Consider the following 20,396-nt stretch of genomic DNA (forward strand, 5'->3'; position numbering starts at 1 on the left):
GAAAAAAGAACGCCAGCATACGCTGGCGTTTTTTTATGCCCGGAGTTCAGGCTTCGGGGATTTTCGTTTTCAAAGACTCAAACGTTTACGCAACCCCTGGACATATTCTTGCCATTCATTCAGCACCGATTTTTGAAACGGTGTCGCAGTAACATTCAGTTGGGCTGCGGTCTGTACGAAACTTTCCAGGGTATTGGGCGCGCCCCACTCAGGCACTGACAAACGTTTCTGACAGAATAATCGCCAGCGTTCTTGCTCGTCGAAATTCAACGTATCGGGAAAGTTACGTGCGCGATATCGAAACAATAATTCCGGCAAACGCTCATCATCGAACGGCCATTGCGCTTGCGCTAATTGTGCCGGATCGGCCATTCGCACTTGTTCGCACAGGCGTCGATCGCGATCACCGATAAAACCGTCGTATAACTGTTGTTCCGGGTCCTGACTCGCGGAGAAATCCTCGCGGGCGTATATCGCCGAAACTTTATCCTGCCAAACTTTTTGCGCATCGTTTAGCCGCAGCGCACGCTGCTGATAAAGCGCCATATCCAGCCCCAGCCGCTGCTGATCTTCCGGGCGAAGTACCGACATCGGCGCCACCACCGGGCATTTATTGATGTGAATGAGCTTGAGTGGAACCGGCAACTCACCTTCGGCCAGATCTTCGCGACGGGTATACAACCGCTGTCGCAATGTCTCGGCGTCCAGGTCGAGCAGACCCTGAGGATCCAGCTGCAGATCACAGACGATCAAGGCGTTCTTGTTACGCGGGTGCCAGGCCAGGGGCAACACCACACCGACGTAATTGCGCGCCGCGGAAAAGCGCCCGGAGACATGCACCATCGGCTGCAGCAATCGAATCTGATCCAACACCTTTTGCTTACTGCGCAGATTAAACAGCCAGTCGTACAGCTTCGGTTGCTTTTCCCGGATCAGCCGCGCCAGCGCGATGGTGGCGCGAACGTCCGACAGCGCTTCGTGGGCGTTGCCATGGTCGATGCCATTGGCGGCGGTCAAACGTTCGAGCTTGAGCGTCACCCGGCCTTCTTCATCGATCGGCCAGACGATGCCATCGGGGCGCAAGGCATAGGCCGCGCGCACCACATCGATCAGATCCCAGCGACTGTTACCCCCCTGCCACTCCCGCGCGTACGGGTCGAAAAAGTTGCGATAGAGGCTGTATCGAGTCATTTCGTCGTCGAAACGCAAGGTGTTGTAACCCGCACCGCAAGTACCGGGCGCCGCGAGTTGGGCATGCACCCGGGTCATGAAGTCAGCTTCACTCAGGCCATGCTCGGCCAATTGACCCGGGGTTATGCCGGTGATCGCGCAGGCCGCCGGATGCGGCAGGATGTCGTCACTGGGCTGACAATAGAGATTGACCGGCTCGTCTATTTCATTGAGATCGAAGTCGGTACGCAGTCCCGCCATTTGCAGTGGGCGATCGCAACGGGGGTTGATGCCCGTCGTTTCATAGTCGTACCAGAAGATGGAGGTCACGGGCTATTCCTGAACTGAAGATCGGCGAAGTCTAGGCGTTCATATCCCGCCCCGGCCAGCAAACTTGTCATTGAATCATCTCTGCTTGTTTAACGTGCAGTACATGTTGTGTCGTATTCCCCGGCGAGGCTGCTAGCATCCGTAGGACAGTCCATCCCGATCAGGCCACATCATCAGGTAGCCCATGCTCGAGACTACAGCACTGCCAAGGAAAGCAACGCTGTCCCTGCCACTGGATACGCGGTATCAAGTCGAAACGCCGGAAGGCATCGATTTGCCATTGCGCCCGGCCGGGCTGATGGTCCGTGCGCTGGCGTTCACCATCGACCTGATGCTGCGCGGGTTGATCCTCGGCTCGCTGTTCATTGTTTTGGCGATGCTCGGAAAACTGGGCGCCGGACTGGGCTCACTGCTGATCTTCGCGGTGAACTGGTGGTATATGGTGCTGTTCGAAGTCCTCAACCAGGGATGTTCACCGGGCAAACAGTGGATGGGCCTGCGCGTGGTGCAGGACGACGGCACCCCCATTGGCTGGTCGGCATCGTTGCTGCGTAACCTGTTGCGATGTGTCGACCTGTTGCCGTTCGGTTACTTCCTCGGTGCCATCAGTTGCTTGCAACATCCCGGATTCAAACGCCTCGGTGACATTGCCGCCGGCACCCTGGTCATCTACCGCGAACAACCACTGAGCCGGCCGCAGCTGCCGCCCGCCGAACCCCGCCGCCCTGCATTTCCCCTGACACTGACCGAGCAAAGGGCCATCATCGGCTTCGCCGAGCGCCAGAGTGAACTCTCTGCCGCCAGGGTCAACGAACTCGCGTCCATCCTCGCCCAACCACTGCAGATTCGGCCGCCACAGGCGGTGGCCGAGCTCAACGGCATCGCCCGTGGTTTGTTGGGGTCGGCATGAAGCAAAGTCTTTTCGAACATCGGCACATGGCCGAATGGGAGCAGTTTTCCCGTACGCTAGACAGTCTGGAGGGGGACAAGAACGCCGTCGGCGTCGAAAACTTCCCCAGCGATTATCGCCGTCTCTGCCAGCACTTGGCATTGGCACGGGAGCGTGGCTACAGCAGTTTTCTCATCGACTCGTTGCAGCAACAAGCACTGCGCGGGCATCAACAGCTTTATCGCCACCGCAGCCGACTCGGCCCCCGTGTGTTGAGTTTCATCCTGGCGGACTTCCCTCGGCTGGTACGCGAGCAATGGCGTTTCGTGCTGGCTGCCTGCCTGATGTTTTTTGGCAGTCTGATCGGCTTCGCGCTATTGGTGTACCTGTACCCGGAACTGATCTACAGCCTGATTCCAGCCGAACAGGTGAGTGAGATGCAGAGCATGTACGATCCTGACGCCGGTCACCTGGGGCGCTTGGCGGAACGCGCGGCCAGTGATGACTGGGCGATGTTCGGCTACTACATCATGCACAACATCGGGATCGCCTTTCAGACCTTCGCCAGCGGTTTGCTGTTTGGCCTGGGCAGCGCATTCTTCCTGATTTTCAACGGCCTGATGATCGGTGCGGTAGCCGGGCATCTGACCCGGATTGGCTTTGGGCAAACCTTCTGGTCATTCGTGATCGGCCATGGTGCCTTCGAACTGACGGCCATCGCCCTGGCCGGAGCCGCCGGCCTGCAACTGGGCTGGGCATTGATTGCACCAGGGCGCCAGCCCCGTGGGGAGGCCTTGCTGGTGGCGGCGCGCAAGAGCGTGTTACTGATTTGCGGGGTCATGCTGTTTCTGCTGGTTGCGGCTTTTATCGAAGCCTACTGGTCGTCGATGACGGCGCCCTCGCCCCTGATCAAATACCTGGTCGGTGCGGCGCTATGGATGTTGATGGCGGCGTATTTGCTGTTTGCCGGACGGAGCCGCCATGCGCCTGAGTGACGCCAGCGTGGTGATCCGTCCGCGTCCGACCTGGGAAGCCATGGACCTCGGCGTGTTGTTGAGCCAACGCCACCGGCGCCTGCTGATGACCAGTTGGGCCATCGTCACCTTGCCGGTTTTCGTGCTGCTCAGCGCGGTCTTCTGGACATCGCCGTCTCTCGCGATATTCCTTTTCTGGTGGCTGAAACCGGCCTTCGAACGCCTGCCGCTGTTCATTCTGTCCAAAGCCATGTTCGGTGAAACGCCCACACTGAAACAGGCACTTTTCCAATGGCCGCGACTGCTCCAGCCCCAATTGCTGGCCAGCCTGACCTGGCGAAGACTGAGCCTGAGCCGCAGTTTTCTATTGCCAGTGGTGCAGCTCGAAGGCCTGGGCGCAGAGGCGCGACAGCAGCGCATACAGGTGTTGTTACAGCGCGACGCCGCCGCGGCGCGGTGGCTGACGGTAATAGGCGCGCATCTGGAAACAGCGCTGTGGATCGGCATGATGGTGCTGTTCTACCTGCTCTTGCCACAACAGGTTGCACTGGACTGGAACTGGCAGTCGCTGATTGCTGCCGGCACTCAGGATTGGCAATGGCTGGAACACCTGACCAATGCCTTCTATGTCCTGGTGCTGATCGTTTGGGAGCCCATCTACGTTGCCTGCGGTTTCAGCCTGTACCTGAACCGGCGCACCGTGCTGGAAGCCTGGGACATCGAACGGGTATTCCGCCAGCTCCGCAAGCGTTTGAACGGTGCATCGGTTGCGTTGCTCCTGACGATAATGCTGTCGATGCCGAACGCGCAGCACGCCTGGGCAGCCGAGTCAGCCATGACACCTGACAGCCCGCGTTTGCTGGAACAACCACTGACCAGCCAGGCGTCCCGCGACAGCATCAAGGCAATCCTCGAGCAGCCCCCCTTCAAGAACAGGGAAACCGTAACCCGTTATCGCTTTGGCGAGGAGCAAGCGACCCGCGAAAGCCAGAGCGACGACCGCACTCCCGAGTGGCTCAAAGCGCTGTTGAAGCTGTTTGACAGCCAGCGCTTCAGTGCATTGGCCACGCTGATCGAAGTGGTGTTGTGGGGGACGGTGATGGCGGCCATCGGCGGGTTGATCTGGCGTTATCGTGACGGGTTGCAGGCTTTCTTCAGCCGTCGCCCGAGGCCGCGCGAAAAAGCCGCGCGACCGTTACCGCAGCAGGCTTTCGGCCTGGACCTGAGTCCTGACACGCTCCCCCACGACATCGCCGCCAGCGCCGAAAACCTCTGGCAGACCCACCCTCGGGAAGCGCTGGGATTGCTCTATCGCGCGCTGCTCAGCCACTTGCTGCACGACTTCAACATCGCGCTGAAAGCTGCCGACACCGAAGGTCAAGTTCTGGAGCGTGTCGAACAATTGCAACAACCGGCCCTGTCGGCTTACAGCAGAAACCTCACAGGACACTGGCAGAACATGGCCTACGGTCATCGACCGCCACCGGCACATGTGCGACAGCAATTGTGCGATGGCTGGCGCAGCTTGTTCGGCCCGGAGGCAGTCCATTGATCCGGCGTGCCTGGCTAATGGTTGGCTTAGTCATTGCCATGTTGCTGGGCGCACTGAGTATTTATCTGTACCTCAAGGCAATACCCTATCCGGCGGAAATCGACCACGGACCCTCGCCCGAAGCCCAGGCCAATCCCTACCTGGCCGCCGAACATTTCCTGCGCAAACAGGGCCTGACCGTCAGCCATGCCAACCGCTTCGATGTCCTGCCCAGCCTGGAGCCACGTCACCATAGCCTGCTGTTGCTCGGCGACCGCTACAACATGACACCCCGGCAAATTGACCAGCTGATGAGCTGGACCCGGGCCGGCGGGCGCCTGTTGTTCGTCGCTCAGTCGCTGTGGGATGAGAAGACCGGGCAAAGCAACGATCTGTTGCTGGACCGGGTCCAGTTGCACCAATCCTTGAGCAAAGACCTCAAGGACCCACCGCCCGTCATCAGCGATGACCCCTATCCCACACTCACCAAGCTCTATCTGGAAAACGAACACGCGCCGGCCTACGCCAGCTTCGACACCGCGTTCCATCTCGAAGACCCGAACAACCTCGCCCAGTCCTGGGCCAACAGCGCCAAGGCCACGCACATGATGCAGCTCAACCATGGGCTGGGCTCGATCATTGTGGTGACCGACGCCGACCTGTGGAAAACCCCCGCTATCGAGCAATACGACAACGCCTGGCTGCTCTGGTACCTGACCGCGGACACGGACGTGACCCTGCTGTTCAACACCGATCACGACAGCCTGTGGACCTTGTTGTTGCGTTATTTCCCCCAGGCGCTGGTTGCCCTGATCGCCCTGATCGGCCTGGGTTTCTGGCACGTCGGCGTGCGCCACGGCCCGCTACTGAAGCCGGCGGCGAAGGCTCGTCGCCAATGGCAGGAGCACTTGCATGCCAGTGCCGATTTCATGCTGCGCCGCAGCGGTCAGGGCCGTCTGTTGGAAGCCTTGCAGCAGGACATCCTGCGTCGTATGCGACGGCGCCACCCGGGTTATGAACAACTCGGCGTCACCGAACAATGGCAGGTGCTCGCACACCTGACCGGCCAACCCATACACGCTATTAGCCAGGCCATGAGCCCGCGACCGAAACAACGGCTTTCCAGTGGCGAATTCAGCCGCCTGGTCGCTCACCTGCAAACCCTGAGGAACGCCTTGTGATCTGCCACCTGAAAAGCGCTGGATTCCCGTGCAAATAGAAACAGACACGTGGAAGCTCAGGTGCTTTAGGGTCTATTCAATGCTTTAACTGGTCAGAGCAGACAAAGTGATTGGGTTTCTGATTAGCGCAGAGGGCGCCAGATGGAGTACCTGGAGCCGCGACTATGGATCATTGCAACGATCATGAAGTGTGGTGCTCCCCTCACCTCACCTCACTTACACATTGAAATAGTCATGCAACGGATCCTTTAGCCATTCCTGCAGTTCTGCTTCGGCCTGTTCCAGCGCGGTGCGATTGAGCAGTTTGCGCAATAGGGCAATGTTCACCGCGCGGGCCCGGAGGTTGAAGGCCGAACTGCGTTCGCCGGTTTGGGACGGTTGATAGATACCAAGCTTTTCGTACAGCTGCTGCAAGCGGTTCTGCACGCTGCGCAACGACAGGCTGCGGCGGTTGGCGATGGTGCGGTCGGTCAGCCCCAAGGCGATGTCTTGCAACACTTCGTATTCCGCATCGGTAAGGCCCAGCGACTGGTCCTGGGCCTTTTGCTGGACGCCGCGAATCTCGCGGTCGATCACGCATTGCTGCTCGATGAACAGGCTGCGCAGCGCCAGGCGCAGGCGTTCTTCGGACGCAGTCTTGAGGATGTAGCCGTAGGCCGCCCCTTGCGGAACGATGCGCGCAATGCCGCGTACATAGGCTTCATCGGCATAGTTGGACCAGAACAGAATCGAGGTCTCGGGACGCTCCTTCCAGATCGTCTTGGCCGCCTCGACGCCAGTTCGCCTGGGCATTTGCAGATCCATCACCACACACGCCACTTGATGCTCGTGGGCCAGACGCTCGCCGATCTGGCCGTCGTCGGCCTCCAGCAGGCGCGAGCATTCGGGCATGGCGGCTTCTATGACTTCTTTGAGGAAGGCGCGGTGCACCGGATCGTCTTCTATTAACAGAACGTCCATCAAATCTCCGGATCGCTAGTCAGGTGGTATTCGTCCAGGGGCAACCTTATGCACACCCGTGTGCCCTTGCCCTGTTCGCCACGGTCGATTTGCACCTTGGCACCCAGCAACTGGGCGCGGATCTGCATGTTTTTGATGCCGCCGGTATCCAGGCGATTGCTGCAATCAAGGCCCAGGCCATCGTCGATGATGGTCAGGTTCAGATGGCGCCGCGAGCGGCTGATGTCGATGGCAATCGAGTCCGGCGAAGCGTGTTTGATCGCATTGTTGACCGCTTCCTGAATGATGCGGAACAAAGCGATTTTTTGCGGCTCGGCCAGGCGATTGGCTTGGCCCAAGGTGTTGTCGCGCAGGTGCGTGGCAATTTCCAGCCCGCTATTGCGCACGCTGCGCAGAAGCAAGTCCTCCAGGCCTTCTTCGAAACCGAACAGCTGCAACACCGTGGGTTTGACCGCATCAATGATAGAGCGCAGCTCTTGCATGCTCTCCTGCAAGGCCTGGCTGATGGGACGCAATGTCTCGCCGCTCAGGCTGTCTTGCAGTTGCAGGCGGGCGAGGCGTCGATGCAGGCGGGTCATGTCGGCCAGGGTCTGGTCGTGCAAGTCCATGCCGATGCGCTGGCGTTCGTTTTCCAGCTCTTCGGTCAGGCGCAAGGCCCCGAGGCGCAAGCCTTCTTCCCGGGCGCGGGTCTGGGCCTGGGCGATGGCCAGTTCCTTGGCCTGGTCGGTCTGGCGCAGGGCGTATAGATAAGAGGCGAGCAGGTCGGCGACGTGTTGGGCATGGTGCACATCGTCCAGGGTGTAGTAATTGGCCGAGTGCATGGAGCAGCTCAAGGCGCCGATCACTTCGTTTCGCACCCGCAACGGCACATGCAATCGACTGCGCAGTTGGGCATCGAAAATCGGCCGGTTGAACGCACCGGGAAACTGAAAACGCGGGTCATTCATCGCGTCATCACTGAGGATGAATGGCGCTTCCCCCAGCAACAAAATGCGCAACGGGCTTTGCGACACTGGCAACGGCTGCTTGGCAAAACCGCTCCATGAGGTATGAACACCGGCCTCGTAGGCAGTGTGCAGATGGTTTTCGGCATTGAGCAGCAACAGGCTCACGTCGAGGTGATCGTGGGGCAGGATGAAGCGGATCTGCTCGGAGACCGCATTGATCATCGACTGGAAGTCCAGCAAGCCAGCCAGGGCCCTGGAGATGCCGAGAAAGTGTTTGAGCACTTCTTCGGCCTGAATGTGTGGTCGTAGCACGATGGTTTCGGCTCTGATTTTGTCCGGTTCACCATACGCCGTGTGCGGTGTGTCCACCACGCCAAGCAGGCGGGCGAGTGAAGGTTTGCGGTGTCGCGCGGGTTTTGTGCGGGATCCCGCAGCCATCATGCGTGTATCCGCCGAAAGTCTGCACCTATAGCCACAGACACCGCCTGCTCAGGGGGTGCAGACTGGCCCCGAATGCGTAGTAACACCGGTCAGTTGTTCGCCTGCTGCCGAAAGCCCACAACAATAACAAGGGTCACACTATGAAATTCCAACCATTGCGCTGTGCGCTGCTGTCCAGTGCACTGATTCTGCTGCCAAGCTTCGCCGCTCTGGCCGATACCTCCGATAAAACGATTGCCTTGTCCAACAACTATGCGGGTAACTCCTGGCGTCAGGGCATGCTTGCCAGTTGGCAACAAACCACGGAAAAAGCCGTCAAGGACGGGTTGATCGCCGGTGCCGATTCGTTCACCACGGGTGAGAACCAAGCCACGGAACAAGCGGCGCAAATCCAGAACCTGATCCTGCAGGGTTACAACGCCATCGTCATTGATGCTGCGTCGCCCACCGCCCTCAACGGCGCAGTGAAGCAGGCGTGTGACGCAGGCATCATCGTCGTTTCCTTTGACGGCGTGGTCACCGAGCCTTGCGCCTACCGCATCTCCATGGACTTCAAGCAAAGCGGCATCGCCCAGATGGACTATCTGGCCGAGCGTTACCCCGACGGTGCCAATGTGCTGGAGGTGCGCGGCTTGGCCGGGGTCTCTGTGGATGAGCTGATTCACTCCGGAATTGTGGCCGGCGCGCAGAAGCATCCCAAGCTCAAACTGGTCGGTTCGGTGAATGGCAACTGGTCCCAGACCGCCGCGCAAAAAGCGGTGGCCGGGGTGCTGCCCAGCTTGCCGAAAATCGACGCGGTGGTGGCCCAGGGTGATGATGGTTACGGCGTGGCCCAGGCGTTTACCGCGGCGGGGCGACCGATCCCAACCATCATGTTCGGCAACCGCGAGGAAGAGCTGTCGTGGTGGAAGAAACAGAAAGACGCCAATGGTTACCAGTCCTTCTCCATCTCCAGCGCACCGAGCATTTCCAGCCTGGCGTTCTACGTCGCCCAACAACTGCTGGATGGCAAAGAACTGCCCCACGACTTGCTCTCGCCAGCGCTCAGCGTGACCCAGGACACCCTGGAATCCTCCCTCAAGGGCGTTGAGAAGGGCGGGATTGTCAGTCAGGTCTACAGCATCGAAGACGTCGCGGGCCTGAAAACCTCATCCGCCCAATAACCAACGCACATCGCGTCGCGGTGTTTGGCTGAGCGGCGTGGCATTGTCGAGGAGGCTGTTATGACTTTCCCCTACCCTGCGTTGGTGACCTTTACGGGCACTGGCAAGTCGTTCGGCGCGGTGCGTGCGCTGAGCGAGGTCAATCTGAGTATTCACCAGGGTGAATGCCTGGGCCTGATCGGTCACAACGGCGCCGGTAAATCCACCCTGATGCAGGTGCTGGCCGGTACCCTGAGTGCCGATTGCGGCGTGTTGCACCTGGCCAGGCATGAAGTGCGCAGCAGTTACAACGTGCAGATGGCCCGCCAGCACGGCATTCGCTGCGTGTTTCAGGAACTGTCTTTGTGCCCGAACCTGAGCGTTGCCGAGAACCTGCGGCTGATGTCGCCAGCGATTCGTGGCTGGGGTTGGCGCCGACAGGCCAAGGCGCTGATCGACGCCAGCCTTGATGAGATTTTTCCCGGCCATGGTATTGCAGCCGACGACATCGTCGCCGAGCTGCCGATTGGCAAGCGGCAGATGGTTGAGATTGCCCGTGCTTTTGTCCAAGTGGATGAGCGCCTGGAACTGGTGATTCTCGACGAGCCCACCTCTTCGCTGGACGCCCGGGTGGCCGAGCAATTGCTGGGTTTCGTCCGGCGCTTCGTGGCCGGTGGCGGCAGCGTGGTGCTGATCAGCCATATCCTCGGTGAGATGCTCGCCACCTGCGACCGCATTGCGGTGATGCGCGATGGCCGCATCGTGGAGATTCGCCCAGCGGGGGATTTCAGTCACGTCTCGCTGGTGGAATGCATGGGCAGCGCGGCCAAGGAGGCAGTACAGCAGCAGGCGTTTGTCTCCCGTCGTGAAGGCAAGGCCGCAGTGGTCGAACAGCGGCCGGCGCGCCAGGTCGATGGCCAGACGGTCAAGGCCCATACCGGTGAAATCGTCGGTCTGGCGGGCCTGGCCGGGCATGGTCAGAGCCAACTGCTGATTCAAGTGTTGCGCCAACGCATCACCCGCGGCCAGGGGGCGGCGCTGGTGGCCGGTGATCGGCAGACCGATGGCGTTTTCCCGCTGTGGTCGATTGCCGAAAACATCACCATCAGTTCCCTGGCGGACCTCAAGCGCGGCGCCTTGATCGATCCACAAGCCGAGCGCGCCATGGCCGGGCAATGGCAGGCCCGCATGGGCATTCGTACGCCGGACATGGACAACCCGATTCTTTCATTGTCCGGCGGAAACCAGCAAAAGGCCCTGTTCGCCCGAGCCTTGGCCTCGCGTAATGACCTGATCCTGATGGACGACCCCATGCGCGGCGTCGATGTGGGCACCAAACGCGAGGTGTATTCGATCATCGCCCAAGAGGCCGCCAAAGGCCGGACCTTTATCTGGTACACCACCGAACTGGAAGAGCTCGACTACTGCGATCACATCTATGTGTTTCGCGACGGTCAGGTGGTGTTGGATCTACCCCGCAACGAATTGAGCGAGGAGCAGATCTTGCGTTGCTCCTTCGAGGAACAACCGGCATGAACCCATCCCTTTCCTTGAGCGCGCAAGCGCTGAAAAAACCGCAGATCAATCGTGCGCGGCTACTACGCAGCGCCTTGCCTGGCTTGTCGCTGGCGTTGCTGCTGGTGGCGATTTTCATCATTCAGCCACGGGCCATAAGCTACATGGGCATGAACCTGATGCTCAACCTCGCGGTGCCGATTGCCTTGGCAACCATCGCGCAGATGCTGATCATCACGGTCAATGACCTGGACCTGTCCCTGGGCAGTTTCATCAGTTTCGTTGCCTGCGTCGCGGCCACGTTGCTCAACGAGCATCCGCTGCTCGGTTGCCTCGCATTGCTGGCCTGTATCGCGGTGTACGCGCTGATTGGGGCGTTGATCCATACCCGCAATTTGCCGTCGATCGTAGTGACGTTGGGCATGTCGTTTATCTGGATGGGCGGTGCCGTGTTGCTGCTACCCGCGCCCGGCGGCAGCGCGCCGCACTGGCTGCAAAGCCTGGTGCGGATCAAGACACCCTGGCTGCCGTTCGCAATCATCGTCTGCATCGTACTGGCATTGCTGGTGCATGCCTTCCTCATGCGTTCGCCCCTCGGCGTGGTGTTGCGCGGGGCGGGCGGCAACCCGCTGGCAGTGGCCAAGGCCGGTTGGTCGCTGCTGCGCATCAAGGTCTCGCTCTATGCCCTGGCCGGCAGTTTCGGCGTATTGGCCGGATTGTTCCTGGTGGGCCTGACCACCTCGGCGGACGCCACCATCGCCCTGCGCTACACCTTGCTGTCGATTGCCGGGGTGATCCTCGGTGGCGGCGAATTTGTCGGCGGTCGGGTGTCACCGATTGGCGCGGTACTGGGCGCCTTGACCCTGGTGCTGGCCGGCTCGTTGTTGTCATTCATGCGCATTTCCCCTGACTGGCAGATCGGTGCCCAGGGCGCAATCCTGATTCTGGTGCTGGCCCTGCGTGCCGCCGTCAATCGCCTGGAGACCCGGCCCCTATGAACCCTCGTGCTTCGTTGTCCACGCTGACGCGCAAACCCTGGTTATGGTCGTTTTTGGCGGCATTGCTGATCTGGCTGGCGACCATCGCCTTTACCGGTGGAGCGGGCGCCGGTTCGCTGCTGTCGGGCGCCCTGAGTTTTTCGGCGTTTTTCGTCATCGTCGGCATCGGCCAGATGTTCGTCATCACAACCGGTCCCGGCAATATCGACCTGTCGATCCCGGCCAATATCGCCTTGAGCGGCGCCATCGGCATGAAGTTGATGAACGGCGATCCGGGGCTGATTTGGCTCGGTGTGCTGGGCGTGTTCTGCAGCGGTCTGTTGGTGGGCTGTAGCAATTACGCGTTGATTCGCTTGCTGCGCATTCCGCCGATCATCGCCACCCTGTCCGCCAGTTTCCTGTTGCAGTCGATGGCCATCGCTTACGGCCGTAGCGTGCGGGTGCAACCGCCGGAAATCTTCTATCAGTTCTGCACCGGCAACCTGTGGGGCGTGCCGTACCTGGCGATCAGCGTTGTCGTGCTCGCGGTGCTAATGGCGGTGGTGCTCAACCGCACGCTTTACGGGCGTTGGGTCATCGCCATCGGCCAGAACCCGCGAGCCGCCGAACTGGCGGGTGGCCGTATCGGGCGTGTGCGATTTGCCACCTATGTGCTCAGCGCGTTGCTGGCCTCCTTGTGCGGATTGCTGCTGGCGGGCTTCTCCGGCGGCGCGTCCTTGAGCATGGGCGATGAATACCTGTTGGCCTCGATTGCCGTGGTGGTGATCGGCGGCACCTCGGTGGCAGGGGGCTTTTCCAACGTGCCAGGGATCTGGGGCGCATCGCTGTTTCTGTATTTGCTGGTGAGCATGCTCAACACCTTCGGCACCAGCGCCGGGGTACGGATGATCCTCACAGGGTTAATCATCATCGCGGTGATTACCGCCGTCAGCGGCCGCAGATCGGCTCGCTCCGTTTGAATCTTGGGTACTGACATGTCCGAACCTGTTTACGAATACCTCGACCCGCGCTTTCGCGCGCTGACGTTGCCCAACACCCAGTTGGAGCGGCTGTACGACCAATGCCGCTGGGCCGAAGGTCCGGTGTGGTTCAACGATGGCGGCTACCTGCTCTGGAGCGACATTCCGAACCAGCGCATCTTGCGCTGGACCCCGGAGCAGGGCGTCTCGGTCTATCGCCACGCCTCGAACTTCGCCAATGGCAACACCCGCGATGTGCAGGGGCGCTTGATCACCTGTGAGCACGGCACCCGCCGCGTGACCCGCACCGAGCCGGATGGCTCGATCACTGTGCTGGCCGAGCGCTTTGAAGGACGACGCCTTAATTCGCCGAACGATGTCGTGGTGCATCGCGATGGCGGCATCTGGTTCACCGACCCGACCTACGGAATCCTCAGCGACTACGAGGGCTTTAAGGCTGACCCTGAGCAGGCGAGTCGCAATGTCTACCGCATTGACCCGCGTAGCGGCGAGTTGAGCTGTGTCGCCGACGACTTTGTGCAGCCCAATGGCCTGGCTTTTTCGCCGGACGGCAGCACCCTCTACGTCGCCGATTCGGCGCGCACCCACGACCCCGATGCACCGCATCACATTCGTGCCCTGACGGTGCTGGACAATTGCCGGCTTGGCGCTTCGCGGGTGCTGGCGCAGATTGAGCCGGGGATTCCCGATGGGCTACGGGTCGACGTGCAGGGCAATATCTGGACCAGCGCCGGGGACGGCATTCAGTGTTTCGCGCCGTGTGGCACATTGCTGGGCAAGATCCTGCTGCCGGAGAAAGTCGCCAACCTGACGTTTGGCGGGCCACGGCGCAATCGGTTATTCATTACCGCGAACACTTCGCTGTACATGATTCATGTGGCGGTGGCAGGGGCGCAAATGCCTTGAAACATTGCGCACCGGTCCCTCGATCCCGACAAGAGCGACCAAGCGGGTAGATAACTTCCTGAGCTGATTCGCGATGTCGCGCCCGTGATGGCCTAACCTCCACTTCAGACAACTCAAAACGAGAGGTCACCCTGGAATTGCAATCGTGCAGATTGGCAGCCAATCACAGGTTACGCACATCAAAAAATGAAAAAACCAGATTAGGTAAGTGACTGATTTATGGAAGATAAACCACAGGTGACAGTCACCAGCGCTGCGCAAGTCGTGACGAGTGAACAGATCGAGCCCGGCACACCTGGCCATGCCGAGCAGCAACGCCTGCGCGCCAGCCAACTGGCCCAAGCGATACGCAACGAGCTGCAAAAAGTCGTGATCGGCCAGGGCAGCGTGATCGACGACGTTCTCACCGCACTGATTGCCGGCGGCCACGTATTGCTCGAAGGCGTGCCGGGGCTGGGCAAGACTTTGCTGGTGCGCGCGCTGGCGCGTTGCTTCGGCGGTGAATTCGCCCGTATTCAGTTCACCCCGGACCTGATGCCCAGCGATGTCACCGGGCATGCGGTGTACGACCTGCAAACCGAGCAATTCAAACTGCGCAAAGGCCCGCTGTTCACCCACCTGTTACTGGCCGACGAGATCAACCGTGCCCCGGCGAAAACCCAGGCCGCCTTGCTCGAAGCCATGCAGGAGCGGCAAGTCACCCTGGAAGGTCGCGCCCTGCCGATCGCGCAGCCCTTCATGGTGCTCGCCACACAGAACCCCATCGAACAGGAAGGCACTTATCCACTGCCGGAAGCCGAGCTGGATCGCTTCATGCTCAAGGTGCGCATGGACTACCCGGACGCCGGGCAGGAGCTGGACATGGTGCGTCAAGTCTGCCGCTCTACCCGCGCCGACATGCTCGACGTGCAACCATTGCGCACCCTCCTGCAGGCCAAAGACGTGCTGGTCCTGCAACGTATCGCCAGCGAACTGCCCCTGGATGATCAGGTGCTCGACTACGCCGTGCGTCTGGCCCGTACCACCCGCGGCTGGCCGGGACTGACACTCGGCGCCGGGCCCAGAGCCTCCATAGCCCTGGTGCGTTGCGCCAGGGCGCGGGCCCTGTTGCGCGGTGGCGAGTTCGTGATTCCGGACGACATCAAGGGCTGCGCGCTGGCCGTGCTGCGCCATCGGGTGCGCATCTCGCCAGAGCTGGACATCGAAGGGCTGGATGTCGATCACGTGCTACGGCAATTGCTCGATCAAGTACCGGCGCCACGCCTGTGAAACCGACCCGCCTGCTGTTGCTCTGGCTCGCCTTGCTGCTGGCCGTCGGCATCGTGCTGGGCACTGTGCGGGCATTGGGAATCGACGTTGCACCGAGCCTGCTACGAATCAACTGGGCGTTGCTGCTGGCGTTGCTGGTATTGGCTGCTCTGGACATCGTGCTGGTCAAACGCCTGCCATCCCCGAGGGTTACCCGACGCCTGTCCGGCAGTCTGGCGCTGGGTCGATGGAGCGAAGCCAACCTGGAGGTCGAGCATGATTTTTCCCAATCACTGAACGTCCAGCTCTTCGACCACGTACCGGATGGGCTGAACTTTGAAAACCTGCCCCTGACGGTGGAGCTTCAGCCCGGCCAACGCAGCCTGATCGGCTATCGTCTGCGCCCGCTCAAACGTGGTCACTTCAGCTTCGAACACTGCGAAGTCAGCCTGCCTGGCCCATTGGGCTTGTGGTCCGACAAACGCCTGCTGACCGTTGCGGACCAGACCCGTGTCTATCCGGATTTCGCCCGCCTCTACGGCGGCCGGTTACTGGCTGTGGATAACTGGCTCAGCCAGCTCGGCGTACGCCAACACCAACGCCGTGGCCAGGGGCAGGAGTTTCATCAATTGCGCGAATTTCGCGAGGGCGACAGCCTGCGGCAAATCGACTGGAAGGCCACCGCCCGCCAACGCACGCCGATTGCCCGGGAGTATCAGGACGAGCGTGACCAGCAGATAATCTTCCTGCTCGACTGCGGACGCCGCATGCGCAGTCAGGACGGCGAGCTGTCGCATTTCGACCATGCGCTCAATGCCTGCCTACTGCTGAGTTACGTCGCACTACGCCAGGGCGACGCGGTGGGATTCAGCACCTTTGCGAGCGAGCAAGCTCGCTACCTCGCCCCAGTCAAAGGCACCGGGCAACTCAACGCTTTGCTCAATACGGTCTACGACCTGTACAGCAGTCAACATAGCGCTGACTATCAAACCGCCATCACCCAACTTTTGGCCCGACAAAAACGTCGAGCGCTGGTGGTGTTGATGACCAATCTGCGCGATGAAGATGATGAGGAACTGCTCACGGCCGTCAAACGAATGGGCAAACAGCATCAAGTGATCGTCGCCAGCATGAGGGAAGACGTACTCGACCGCATTCGCCAAGCCCCCGTGCAAACCTTGTCCGAGGCACTGGCCTACTGCGGGGCGATGGATTACCTCAATGCACGGACCAAACTCCACGAGAAACTGGACGCTCATGGGATATCAGCAATAAATGTCTTGCCCCGGGAATTGGGTGTGGACTTGTTAACGCGTTATCTGAACTGGAAAAAAAACGGTACGTTGTAGGGGGGGTGGCATCAGGCGCAATAAAACATTCCCGCTCCAAAAAACATAAATCGCCTTACCAACAACGAACGCCCCAAAAAACACATCTAATTGCGCAATGTAAAATTCAACCGCCCATCTGCAACACCCACCTAAAAAAGACAACCCCATACAAAACGACAACACCAACCCTCCCCCCAATAAAAACTGACGGCAGCATTTTCAAAATCAATAACAAGAAGAAATCCATCAAACACTTTGAAGTACTGCCGCCCCTCGACCAGAAGCCATTTCACACTGACGCGTTTAGAGGTTTAGCACGACCACTAACAAAACAGACAGCACGACGACTCAGCACGAAGAAGTTAAAGGTGTTTTACTTATCGCGGAATCAAATCAACCACATTCCCCCAACTATCGCGCTCACCCACGCCATTATTGGTTCCGTCATACTCGATTCGAATTTTAAAACCCGCTCTGAACACGGGGTCATGAACGACGTTCAGGCCCACGTTATAGGCATGCCACTGCGCGTTTTGGCTCATCGTGTCGGGTGAGTTCACACGCTGTGAGCCATAACTTTCAAGTTGCACATCAATATTGGCGCGATACCAATACTTATTACTCGGCCGACTGGTCAAAAAGTACCTCAATGTCCGCACATACACTCGACCACTATCAAATTTATATTGATATTCCACCTGCCCCGTCAACTCCGGAACTCTTAAATGCCGATGATGATAAGTTAAAACCTCCACACCTTCCCAAAAACTATCGAAAAGCGCTTCACCTTCACCGCGTTCTACAAATGAACCATCTTTAAAGTCATCAGCCAGCACGTATTTCACCACAAGATTTTCTTTATCAGCTTTACCATTCATCTGCCACCTCCACAAAGACACTAATAGACTGCCCAGAAAAAATAACTCAATCGCCTATTCATTTACTACTGTCAGAACTGACAGTTATGAAGACACAAATGGAATAATCAATATGACTTTTTATTTCCAAACCAGAAATATTAATGCCAGGTTCATTGACGTTAGACTGTGCCCTGGAGAGCAACGACCTTCCTCGCAACAATCTCACGCCCATGACCAAACACGCTGGGCTCTTGTAAGCGGTGCCGCTCAATAGCGCGCATTTGACAAGCCTGGGATGCTTCAACGGAAGCACACACGCTGAGGGTAGTCAGCCTGTGATCATTTGCCCCTCACGCCGAAGCCGGCAACGTATGAAAACTGAAGTACTGCTTCAACGCCTCTACCAGTTGCCCATACTCCGGCGGCGGCCGTTGCAAGCTGAACCCGGCGTCATAGTGCTGAGGGGTTGCGTCTTCGTGGCACCACAGGCAACACGCCCGCAGGTCGATGACCTGCTGGCAACCATCGCTGGCGGGGATCTTCAGGCGCAAATCGAAGTCCGCGCCGATCATCAGGGGCAACTGACTGATCAGCATCAGCCCGTCCTCGGACACATTGCCCAGAAAGCCAATGGGTTTGTCGGTGATGCTGTTGAACACTCTCAGAAAATACGGCAGTTGATGCCGCTCGATCCGGCGGTCAGTGAACATGCTGAATTCGCTATGCAAGGCCCTTAAGCAGGGCCGCACTAATGCTTCGGAACAGACCTGCCTGGTGTGGTTTGACAGCCACGGGCGGCCCGCTCTCCCCGATCCCGGTGCGACAGTCGCCGAAAACCGCTGCCGCTTACCTCTGCCGATCACAGGTGTTACCTCGGTTTAGAGGCCAGGCTCTAAAACCGGTCTAATCGACTATAGCTCACCACCGCCGGTAGGCCAGCCATCAGATGACCACTGACATCAGAACCGGGTCGGGCGCACCACCGCCGCACTGCGAGTCGGGTAGTGGCCCAGGCTCTGCAGGGTTTCCAGGCGGGCGCGGGCGCGGTAGGCGTACTCGCTCTGCGGATAGGTCGCGATAATGAATTGGTAAGTCTGAGCCGCATCGATAAACATCTTCTGCCGTTCCAGGCACTGACCGCGCATCATCGAGACTTCCGGCCACACGTAAGGTCGCGCCCGACTATCACGCTCGACCTTGGACAATTCAAGCATCACCTGCTCGCAATTACCCCGGTCATAGGCGCTATAGGCATTGTTCAAATGATGGTTCATCGCAAAACGAACGCAACCCGTGGCGCTGAGGGCAAGGGCGGCAATGAGCATGAATCGCATGGGGGATCTCCTGTCTTGAACGCTGTATCGACCCGCGAGCGGAAATCTTCAGGCCGCCGGGCGCAAAGTTGCCAGGTTCAATAAAGAAAGCAATAAGTAGTGCTTACGAACAATGACTACAACTTCGGACCATAGTAGCCTCACTCAGCGCTTGAACTCAGGAGTCTTTGCATGTCCGTCCGTCGTACCAAAATCGTTGCCACCCTTGGCCCGGCCAGTAACTCGCCGGAAGTTCTCGAACAGCTGATTCTGGCTGGCCTGGACGTCGCCCGTCTGAACTTCTCCCACGGCACCCCCGACGAGCATAAGGCTCGCGCCAAGCTGGTGCGTGATCTCGCTGCCAAGCATGGCCGCTTCGTGGCCCTGCTGGGTGACCTGCAAGGCCCGAAAATCCGTATCGCCAAATTCGCCAACAAGCGCATCGAGCTGAAGATCGGTGATCAATTCACCTTCTCCACCAGCCATCCGCTGACCGAAGGCAACCAGCAAGTGGTCGGCATCGATTACCCGGATCTGGTCAAGGACTGCGGCGTGGGCGACGAGCTGCTGCTCGACGACGGTCGCGTCGTGATGCGTGTCGATACCGCCACCGCCACCGAACTGCACTGCACCGTGACCATCGGCGGTCCGCTGTCGGACCACAAAGGCATCAACCGTCGCGGTGGTGGCCTGACCGCACCGGCCCTGACCGAAAAAGACAAGGCTGACATCAAGCTCGCCGCCGAAATGCAGGTCGACTACCTCGCCGTATCGTTCCCGCGTGACGCTGCCGACATGGAATACGCCCGTCAACTGCGCGACGAAGCTGGCGGCACCGCCTGGCTGGTGGCGAAGATCGAACGCGCCGAAGCCGTGGCCGATGACGAAACCCTCGACGGCCTGATCCAGGCATCCGACGCGGTGATGGTGGCCCGTGGTGACCTGGGCGTGGAAATCGGCGACGCCGAGCTGGTGGGCATCCAGAAGAAAATCATTCTGCATGCACGCCGCCACAACAAGGCCGTGATCGTGGCGACCCAGATGATGGAGTCGATGATCCAGAACCCGATGCCGACCCGTGCTGAAGTGTCCGACGTGGCGAACGCCGTGCTCGACTACACCGACGCCGTGATGCTTTCTGCGGAAAGTGCCGCCGGTCTGTATCCGCTGGAGGCCGTGCAGGCCATGGCACGCATCTGTGTCGGCGCCGAAAAGCACCCGACCAGCAAGACGTCCAGCCACCGCATCGGCAAGGAATTCACGCGTTGCGACGAGAGCATTGCCCTGGCGACCATGTACACCGCCAACCACTTCCCGGGCGTGAAGGCGATCATCGCCCTGACCGAAAGTGGCTACACCCCGCTGATCATGTCGCGCATCCGTTCCTCGGTGCCGATCTACGCGTTCACCCCGCACCGTGAAGCCCAGGCTCGCGCGGCGCTGTTCCGTGGCGTGTACACGATTCCGTTCGATCCGGCTTCGCTGGCGCCGAACGAAGTCAGCCAGAAGGCGATCGACGAGCTGGTCAAGCGCGGCATCGTGGTGAAAGGCGACTGGGTCATCCTGACCAAGGGCGACAGCTACCACACCACCGGTGGCACCAACGGCATGAAAATCCTGCACGTTGGCGACCCGATGGTCTGAGTGACCGAGCGCTGAAAAACAAAAGCCCCGCCATGT

At 59.6% G+C, this 20,396-nt stretch carries 18 protein-coding genes; 12 read left to right on the plus strand and 6 right to left on the minus strand.

The window, feature by feature from the left end:
• Window positions 1–69: 69 nt before the first annotated feature.
• Window positions 70–1,500, minus strand: a complete 1,431-nt coding sequence (gene sbcB, locus BLV61_RS10250) for an exodeoxyribonuclease I (RefSeq protein WP_090464660.1) — start codon at window positions 1,498–1,500, stop codon at window positions 70–72.
• Between the two features lie 184 nt (window positions 1,501–1,684).
• Here sbcB and BLV61_RS10255 point away from each other — a divergent pair, with 184 nt between their 5' ends.
• The 4 genes from BLV61_RS10255 to BLV61_RS10270 are packed head-to-tail and all read left to right on the plus strand — an operon-like array spanning window position 1,685 to window position 6,075.
• The gene (locus BLV61_RS10255) at window positions 1,685–2,410 is read left to right on the plus strand and encodes an RDD family protein (protein WP_090464663.1); all 726 of its coding nucleotides are present in this window, start codon (window positions 1,685–1,687) and stop codon (window positions 2,408–2,410) included.
• A complete protein-coding gene (locus tag BLV61_RS10260) occupies window positions 2,407–3,384 on the plus strand; it encodes a stage II sporulation protein M (protein WP_090469850.1) in 978 nt (325 codons plus the stop codon). Before BLV61_RS10255 ends, BLV61_RS10260 begins: the two co-directional genes overlap by 4 nt.
• Window positions 3,371–4,915, plus strand: a complete 1,545-nt coding sequence (locus tag BLV61_RS10265) for a DUF4129 domain-containing protein (RefSeq protein WP_090464666.1) — start codon at window positions 3,371–3,373, stop codon at window positions 4,913–4,915. Before BLV61_RS10260 ends, BLV61_RS10265 begins: the two co-directional genes overlap by 14 nt.
• Entirely contained in the window at window positions 4,912–6,075 is a 1,164-nt protein-coding gene (locus BLV61_RS10270; RefSeq protein ID WP_090464669.1) for a DUF4350 domain-containing protein, read from the plus strand. Before BLV61_RS10265 ends, BLV61_RS10270 begins: the two co-directional genes overlap by 4 nt.
• Before the next feature lie 216 nt (window positions 6,076–6,291).
• Here the strand turns inward: BLV61_RS10270 and BLV61_RS10275 are convergent, their stop codons facing one another.
• Together BLV61_RS10275 and BLV61_RS10280 are read right to left on the minus strand one after the other, a co-directional pair.
• The gene (locus BLV61_RS10275; protein WP_090464672.1) at window positions 6,292–7,035 is read right to left on the minus strand and encodes a response regulator transcription factor; all 744 of its coding nucleotides are present in this window, start codon (window positions 7,033–7,035) and stop codon (window positions 6,292–6,294) included.
• A complete protein-coding gene (locus BLV61_RS10280; RefSeq protein WP_244159850.1) occupies window positions 7,035–8,423 on the minus strand; it encodes a GAF domain-containing sensor histidine kinase in 1,389 nt (462 codons plus the stop codon). The genes BLV61_RS10275 and BLV61_RS10280 overlap by 1 nt, the downstream gene beginning before the upstream one ends.
• Window positions 8,424–8,563: 140 nt before the next feature.
• Between BLV61_RS10280 and BLV61_RS10285 the strand changes: the two genes are divergently transcribed.
• From BLV61_RS10285 to BLV61_RS10315, 7 genes are all read left to right on the plus strand, one after another.
• On the plus strand, window positions 8,564–9,586 hold the full coding sequence (locus BLV61_RS10285) for an ABC transporter substrate-binding protein (protein ID WP_047532554.1): 1,023 nt from the start codon (window positions 8,564–8,566) through the stop codon (window positions 9,584–9,586).
• A gap of 60 nt (window positions 9,587–9,646) precedes the next feature.
• On the plus strand, window positions 9,647–11,101 hold the full coding sequence (locus BLV61_RS10290) for a sugar ABC transporter ATP-binding protein (protein ID WP_090464675.1): 1,455 nt from the start codon (window positions 9,647–9,649) through the stop codon (window positions 11,099–11,101).
• Window positions 11,098–12,078, plus strand: a complete 981-nt coding sequence (locus tag BLV61_RS10295) for an ABC transporter permease (RefSeq protein ID WP_052193619.1) — start codon at window positions 11,098–11,100, stop codon at window positions 12,076–12,078. The genes BLV61_RS10290 and BLV61_RS10295 overlap by 4 nt, the downstream gene beginning before the upstream one ends.
• Window positions 12,075–13,037, plus strand: a complete 963-nt coding sequence (locus BLV61_RS10300; RefSeq protein WP_090464678.1) for an ABC transporter permease — start codon at window positions 12,075–12,077, stop codon at window positions 13,035–13,037. Before BLV61_RS10295 ends, BLV61_RS10300 begins: the two co-directional genes overlap by 4 nt.
• 15 nt (window positions 13,038–13,052) lie before the next feature.
• Window positions 13,053–13,964: an SMP-30/gluconolactonase/LRE family protein gene (locus BLV61_RS10305; RefSeq protein WP_090464682.1), complete on the plus strand. Its 912-nt coding sequence runs from the start codon at window positions 13,053–13,055 to the stop codon at window positions 13,962–13,964.
• Window positions 13,965–14,183: 219 nt separating this feature from the next.
• Entirely contained in the window at window positions 14,184–15,233 is a 1,050-nt protein-coding gene (locus BLV61_RS10310; RefSeq protein ID WP_090464685.1) for an AAA family ATPase, read from the plus strand.
• Window positions 15,230–16,561, plus strand: a complete 1,332-nt coding sequence (locus tag BLV61_RS10315) for a DUF58 domain-containing protein (protein ID WP_090464687.1) — start codon at window positions 15,230–15,232, stop codon at window positions 16,559–16,561. The genes BLV61_RS10310 and BLV61_RS10315 overlap by 4 nt, the downstream gene beginning before the upstream one ends.
• Before the next feature lie 359 nt (window positions 16,562–16,920).
• On the opposite strand, the gene BLV61_RS10320 is transcribed toward BLV61_RS10315, so the two are convergent.
• The 3 genes from BLV61_RS10320 to BLV61_RS10330 all read right to left on the minus strand — a co-directional run bounded on the left by BLV61_RS10320 (window position 16,921) and on the right by BLV61_RS10330 (window position 18,737).
• The gene (locus BLV61_RS10320; RefSeq protein WP_090464690.1) at window positions 16,921–17,421 is read right to left on the minus strand and encodes a hypothetical protein; all 501 of its coding nucleotides are present in this window, start codon (window positions 17,419–17,421) and stop codon (window positions 16,921–16,923) included.
• A gap of 332 nt (window positions 17,422–17,753) precedes the next feature.
• Window positions 17,754–18,113: a PilZ domain-containing protein gene (locus BLV61_RS10325; RefSeq protein WP_047532564.1), complete on the minus strand. Its 360-nt coding sequence runs from the start codon at window positions 18,111–18,113 to the stop codon at window positions 17,754–17,756.
• A gap of 249 nt (window positions 18,114–18,362) precedes the next feature.
• Window positions 18,363–18,737 (minus strand): tetratricopeptide repeat protein, encoded by a 375-nt coding sequence (locus BLV61_RS10330; RefSeq protein ID WP_047532566.1) that lies wholly within the window; start codon window positions 18,735–18,737, stop codon window positions 18,363–18,365.
• Window positions 18,738–18,908: 171 nt separating this feature from the next.
• On the opposite strand from BLV61_RS10330, the gene pyk reads away from it, so the two are divergent.
• Window positions 18,909–20,360, plus strand: a complete 1,452-nt coding sequence (pyk, locus tag BLV61_RS10335) for a pyruvate kinase (protein WP_090464694.1) — start codon at window positions 18,909–18,911, stop codon at window positions 20,358–20,360.
• Window positions 20,361–20,396: the final 36 nt, after the last annotated feature.

Origin of the sequence: Pseudomonas mohnii (assembly GCF_900105115.1) — a bacterium.
GTDB classification, from domain to species: Bacteria; Pseudomonadota; Gammaproteobacteria; order Pseudomonadales; family Pseudomonadaceae; genus Aquipseudomonas; species Aquipseudomonas mohnii.